We start from the raw sequence: 7,138 nt of genomic DNA on the forward strand, positions 1-7,138 counted from the left end.
GCGCCCCCCCGCCCCGCGCGCGCGGCGGGGGTTGAGATCCCCCCCCCCCGCGCGGGGCGCCCCCCCGCCCCCCCCCCCCCCCCCCCGCCGGCGGCCGGGGGGGGGGGGGGGGCCCCCCCCCCCGCCGGAAACCTGGCGTACGTCCTCTACACATCAGGGTCCACGGGAATGCCGAAGGGTGTGGCGGTGCAGCACTCCTCCGTGGTCGGGCTGATGGCCTGGGCCCGGGAGCGCTTCGGGCCAGAGCGGCTGTCGTCGGTGTTGCTGTCGACCTCGCTGAATTTCGACGTCTCGGTCTTCGAGCTGTTCGCACCGCTGACGGTCGGTGGCCAGGTGGAGCTCGTGGAGAACCTTCCCGCGCTGGTGGAACGGGGCGGCTGGTCCGGCGGACTGATCAGCGGGGTGCCGTCGGTCGTCGCTCAGGTGCTCGGCTCCGGTGCCTCCCTTTCCGCGCACGATGTGGTGTTCGCCGGCGAAGGGCTCCCGGCGCGCGTGTTCAACGAGGTCAGGCAGGCCATGCCGGGCGCGCGGATAGCGAATGTCTACGGTCCGACCGAGGCGACGGTCTACTGCCTGGAGTGGCATTCGGCCGGGGACGAGACGCTCACCCGCCCGGCGCTGACGGGCGCACCCCTGCCGCACACCTCCGCCTACGTCCTGGACGCCGAGCTGAAACTGGTCCCACCGGGGGTCGCGGGGGAGCTGTACATCGCCGGCCCTGGGCTGGCACGGGGCTATCTCGCCCGCGCCGGGCTGACGGCGCAGCGGTTCGTCGCCGATCCCTACGGGCCGCCCGGCACTCGCGCCTACCGCACCGGTGACCTGGTGCGATGGACCGAGGACGGCCAGCTCGACTACCTGGGCCGCGCCGATGAGCAGGTGAAGGTGCGGGGGATCCGCATCGAGTCGGGCGAGGTGGAGGGCGTGGTGGCCACGCATCCCTCGGTGGGCCAGGTGGCGGTCGTGGTACGGGAGGACCGGCCGGACGATCGGCGGTTGGTGGCCTATGTGGTCCCGGCCACCGAGGCCCACCCGCAGCCGCACCCGCCCGTGGCCAGGCCCGAACCTGGGCCCGAGGACGGCGATCCGGCCCCGGCGGGCCCCGACGTGGCGGCGCTGCGCGCCTTCGTACGGGAGCGAGTGCCCGAGTACATGGTGCCCGCGGCGTTCGTGGTCCTGGACCGGCTGCCCGTCAGCGCCAATGGCAAGCTCGACCGAGGCGCCCTGCCCGCACCGGAGTTCACCTCCCGGGCCTCCGGCCGCGCACCGCGCACGGCCGTGGAGAAGACCCTTTGCGGACTGTTCCAGCAGGTCCTGGGCGTGGCAGCGGTGGATGTCGAGGACAGCTTCTTCGACTTGGGCGGCGACAGCATTTCCTCCATCCAACTGGTCAGCCGGGCGAGGTCGGCCGGGGTGGTGATCACCGCTCGGGACGTGTTCCTGCGAAAGACCGTGGCCGGGCTGGCCTCCGTGGCGGAAGCGGCGGAGGCGGCGGAAGCAGCTAAGGCGGCGGAGGCGGCGGACGGAGCCGGGACGTCGGCTCCGGCGACGGACGACGGGGTCGGCGAAGTGGCCACGACCCCCATCATCGAGTGGCTGCGCGAACGGGTCGGCCCAGTCGGCGAGTTCTGCCAGGCGATGCTGGTGACCGTGCCCGCCGGGGCGGGCTCGGACCGGCTGAGCAGGGTGCTGCGGGCGGTGACCGACCACCACGACGCGCTGCGGCTGAGGGTGTCGGACCGCGACGGAGGACGGTGGTCGCTCGAGGTACCCCCGGCCGGATCCGTGGACACCGCGGCGCGGGTGCGCCAGGTGTCCGGTGGCGCGGACGGACACGTGGGGCGGCGGCTGCTCCAGGAGGAGTTCACGGCGGCCCGGGGGCGGCTGGACCCGTGGTCCGGTGTGATGTGGCAGGCGGTGTACTTCGACGCCGGATCGGACGGTCCGGACGGCCCGAACCGTCCGGGCCGGGTGCTGCTGGTGCTGCACCATCTGGTGGTCGACGGCGTGTCCTGGCGGATCCTGCTGCGCGATCTGCGGGTCGCCTGGGACGCGGTGGCGGCAGACCGGCCGGTGGCGCTGGAGCCGGTGGGCACGTCGTTCCGCCGGTGGGCCGCGCTGCTGACGGCCGAGTCGCGCGATCCCGCCAGGGAGGCCGAGTCGCCGTGGTGGGAGCGGACTCTCGCCGACGTACGGCCCCTCGCCGACGTACGGCCCCCTGTGGACGGGGACAACTCCTGGCGGCAGACGGTGTCCGCCGGGCCCGGCACCGCGAGTCTTACCCTGCGCCTTCCTTCCCCGGACACCGAGCCCTTGCTGGGGCGGGTCCCCGGGGTGTTCCACGCGGGTGTGCAGGATGTGCTGCTCGCCGCGTTCGCGGTGGCGGTCGACGCCTGGCGCGTACGCCATGGGCGGGCCGTCGCGGGCGAGCCGGTGGTGGTGGACGTGGAAGGACATGGCCGGTCGCACCGCCTGTCCGCGAACGTCGACCTGGCGCGTACGGTCGGCTGGTTCACCACCCTCTACCCCCTGCGGCTCGAGGCGGGCCCGGTGACGTGGGAGGACGTCACCGGCGCGGGCCCCGGTCTGGGACGTGCGGTCAAAGGTGTGAAGGAGCGGCTGCGGGCCGTACCGGACCAGGGTCTGGGCTACGGGCTGCTGCGCCACCTCAACCCCCGTACCAGCCCCCGGCTCGCCGCGCTCCCGACCCCGGACATCGGCTTCAACTACCTGGGCCGTTTCACCGAGGCCGACCGCGAGGAACCGTGGATGCCGTCGGCCATCGACGACGGCGGGGTCCTGTCGGGGGCCGGTGATGACGCCGGAATGCCACCGGGCCATGTGCTCGAGCTGAACGCCGTCACCGTCGACACCTCGCGGGGCCCCTGCCTGACGGCGACCTGGTCCTGGGCGGCGGGAGCGCTCACGCGGCGGGAGGTGAACGACCTCGCGCACACCTGGTTCCGTGTCCTCCGGGCCATCACCGAACACGCCGACCGGCCGGGCGCCGGAGGGCTCACCCCCTCCGATGTGAAACCGGCCGCGCTGACCCAGGAGGACATCGAACGCGTCGAAGCGGCCTGCGCACCGGCCGCGGTCAGCGACATCCTGCCGTTGACACCCCTCCAGGAGGGGCTGCTCTTCCACGCCCTCTACGACGCCCGCGCCACCGATGACTACGTCGTCCAGCTCGGCCTCGACCTCGCCGGACCGCTGGACCACCACGCCCTGCGCGAGGCGGCCGAGGCGCTGTTGCGCCGCCATCCGAACCTGCGGGCAGGCTTCTGGCACGAGGGGCTGGAACGCCCGGTCCAGGTCGTGCCCGCCACCGTGGCGCTCCCCTGGCAGGAGATCGACCTCCGGCAGCCGAACGGCGACGGACAGCTCAGTGGCGACGGACAGCTCAGTGGCGACGGGCAACTCAGTGGCGACGGGCAACTCAGTGGCGACGGGCAACTCGGTGGCGCCCCGCAGCCAATTGGCGACCGGCAGCGCGAGGAACTGCGCGCGGTGGCGCAGGCCGAACGCAACCGGCGGTTCGAGCCGACCGCTCCGCCCCTCCTCCGCCTCACCCTGATACGGCTCGGCGACCACCGCCACCACCTCCTGCTGACACACCACCATCTGCTGCTGGACGGCTGGTCGCTGCCGGTGGTGATGCGCGATCTGTTCCAGCTGTACCGGAATCGGGGAGGTGCGGGCGAACTGCCGCCCGTCACGCCCTACCGCGACTTCCTCACCTGGCTGGCCGAACGGGACGAGCGGGACCGGGGCGCGGCGGAGGCCGCATGGCGGCAGGCACTCGACGGAGTGGAGGGCCCGACGCTCATCGCTCCCGCCGCGGGCCCGTCCGGCGCCTCGCGCCCTCCTGAGGAGGTCCTGACGGAGCTGTCCCCGGAAGCCACGTCCGCGCTGACCGCGCTCGCACGCGGCCGGGGCTGGACGGTCAACACCCTCGTCCAGGGTGCGTGGGGCATCCTCCTCGGCAAGCTCACCGGAAGTGATGACGTGGTCTTCGGGGCCACCGTGTCGGGCCGCCCCCCGGAGCTGCCCGGGGTGGAGAACATGGTCGGGCTCTTCATCAACACCCTGCCGGTGCGGATCCGCCTGGACCCCGCCGAATCCCTGTCCTCCCTGCTGACCAGGGCGCAGGAGCAGGCGTCCCGGCTCGTCGAGCACCAGCACCTCGGCCTGACGGACATCCACCGCCTGGCCGGTCACCACCAACTCTTCGACACGCTCGTACTCTTCGAGAACTATCCCCTCGACCCGGAAGCGCCGCGCTCCCCGTCCGACGGACTGCGAGTGGCCGGAGTCGAGGGCCACGACGCCACCCACTACCCCCTGTGCCTGGTCGCCACGCAGCAGTGCTCCCTGCGCCTCCGCCTGGACTACCGCCCCGATGCCTTCGACCGCTCCACGGTCGCCTCGCTCGCCTCGCGTCTGGAACGCCTGCTCGCGGCGGTGGCCGCCGACCCCGACCGGCCACTGGCCGCCATCGACCTGCTGACCGCGGCGGAACGACGCCGACTGGCCGCGCCGAACACCACCGAGGCCGCCCTGCCGCCGTCCACCGTGGCCGAACTGCTCGCGGCGCGGGCGGCACGTACCCCGGAGGCGCGCGCCCTGGTGGCGGGCGGCACGGTACTGACCTACGCGGAACTCCACGCGCGGGCGAACCGGCTGGCGCGTGTGCTCATCGAGCGCGGTGCGGGCCCGGAGCGGGTGGTGGCCCTCTCGCTGCCCCGGACCGCGGACATGGTCGTGGCATTGCTGGCCGTCATGAAGACGGGGGCGGCCTATCTTCCCCTCGACCCGGACCAGCCCGCCCAGCGGGCCCGTTTCATGCTCCACGACGCGGCCCCCGTCACCCTCGTCACCACCGAGGCCGGGGCGGCGAAGCTGTCCGGTGCCGGGGCCTCGGTACCGTGCCTCCTGCTGGATGCCGCCGACACCGAGGCCGCCTTGCGGGACCGCTCGGACGCCGACATCGACAACGCCGAGCGGACGGTCCCGCCCCACCCGCTGAACACGGCGTATCTCATCTACACCTCGGGCTCCACCGGCCGTCCGAAGGGCGTCGCCGTAACGCAGCGGTCCCTGCTGAACCTGCTGGTGGGGATGGCCGACGAGCTGGGCCTGGTACCGGATGACAGCTGGCTCGCGGTCACCACCATCACCTTCGACATCGCCGCGCTCGAACTGTTCGGCCCGCTCCTGGTCGGCGCCACGGTCGTCCTGGCGACGACGGACGAGGTCCACGACCCGGCACGGCTGTCCCGGCTGCTGACCGAGAGTGGTACGACGGTCATGCAGGCCACGCCGACGCTGTGGGCGGCGCTGCTGGAACACCACCGAGCCGAACTGACCGGCGTACGGATCCTGACCGGCGGTGAGGCGCTGCCCGTGGCCCTGGCACACGAGATGCGGGAACGCACGACCGATGTCGTCAACGTCTACGGCCCGACGGAGACCACCATCTGGTCCACGCTCTCCCGTTGCGCTGAGGACGGAACACCGTCCATCGGTGGGCCGATCGCCAATACCCGGGTGTATGTGGTGGATGGTGGGTTGGGTTTGGTGCCGGTGGGTGTGGTGGGTGAGTTGTATGTGGCGGGTGTGGGGTTGGCGCGGGGGTATGTGGGACGTGCGGGGCTGACGGCGGAGCGGTTTGTGGCGGATCCGTTCGGCGGTGGGGTGGGGGAGCGGATGTATCGGACGGGGGATTTGGCGCGGTGGCGGTCGGAGGGGGTTTTGGAGTTTGTGGGGCGTGTGGATGATCAGGTGAAGGTGCGTGGTTTTCGGGTTGAGTTGGGTGAGGTGGAGGGTGTGGTGGGTGCGCATCCTTTGGTGGGTCAGGTTGCGGTGGTGGTGCGGGAGGATCGTGTGGGGGATCGGCGGTTGGTGGCGTATGTGGTGCCCGCTGCGGCCGGGTGTGATGTGGGGGTGGTGCGGGAGTTTGTGCGGGGGCGGTTGCCGGAGTTCATGGTGCCGGGTGTGTGGGTGGTGGTGGATGGGTTGCCGGTGACGGTGAATGGGAAGCTGGACCGGCGGGCGTTGCCTGCTCCGCAGGGTGGTGGTGGATTGGAGTACGCCGCGCCCAGGGATGGGGCCGAGGACCTGCTGTGTCGTTTGTTCGCCGAGGTGCTGGGCGTGGAGCGGGTGGGGATCGAGGACGGTTTCTTCGATCTGGGTGGGCATTCGTTGTTGGCGACGCGGTTGGTGTCGCGGGTGCGGTCGGAACTGGGGGTCGAGCTGCCCGTGGGGGCGGTGTTCGAGGACCCGACGGTGGCCGCGCTGGCCAGCAGGCTGGAGAGTGGCGACGGTGGGAAGGGCCTCGAAGTCCTGCTACCGCTGCGGCCACACGGCAGCCGTGCACCGCTCTTCTGCGTCCACCCGGCCGGCGGGATCAGCTGGCCCTATTCCGGACTGCTGCGCCATATCGACGCCGACCACCCCGTCTACGGTCTCCAGGCCCGGGGGCTGGCCGGTACGGAGACACCCCACGCCACGGTCGAGGAAATCGCGGCGGACTATCTGCGCCAGATCCGGACCGTGCGGCCACACGGCCCGTACCACCTCCTCGGCTGGTCCTTCGGCGGCATCGTCGCCCACGCGATCGCGACCCGGCTTCAGGAGGAGGGTGAGGAGGTGGCCTTGCTGGCGGTGCTCGACACCTACCCCCTGGCGGCCGTGCCTGCGGCGGAATCGCTGCCAGAGGCGGGAGACCGCGACATCCGTGGCATGTTCCTCGACGTCCTGGCGGACGAGGCGTACTCCCCGGATGAGGAGATCCTGACGGCGCTGTGCCACAGCCACGCCCAGCATGAGCGAGCCGCCAAAGAACACCGGCCTCGGCGGTTCCACGGGGAGATCGACCTCTTCATCGCGACGGAGGAACCCACCGACCACCGGAGCGCCGCATGGCGTACGCCCGATTCCTGGGTGCCGTACGTCGAGGGAGACATCCGGACCCACGATGTGCCCAGTACTCACGACCACCTGATGACGCGGCGGGCACTGGATCACATCGGCCCCGTCGTTGCCCGGCGGCTCGAGCGGCCGTAGCGCGCCGGGGCGTGGCGCCGCGGGGGGGCCCCCCCCCCCCCCCTGCGGGGCGCACACACGCCACTCTGGC

General features: G+C 72.2%; 1 protein-coding gene. It reads left to right on the forward strand.

The annotated features are described in order from the left end of the window. Positions 1-36: 36 nt before the first annotated feature. Positions 37-7,068 carry an amino acid adenylation domain-containing protein gene (locus tag ACFXB5_RS51395; RefSeq protein WP_385222457.1) on the forward strand — a complete coding sequence of 2,344 codons (7,032 nt, stop codon included), beginning with the start codon at positions 37-39 and terminating at the stop codon, positions 7,066-7,068. Positions 7,069-7,138: the final 70 nt, after the last annotated feature.

The organism is Streptomyces sp. NPDC059455, from assembly GCF_042750115.1.
In the GTDB taxonomy this organism is placed as follows: Bacteria; Actinomycetota; Actinomycetes; order Streptomycetales; family Streptomycetaceae; genus Streptomyces; species Streptomyces endocoffeicus.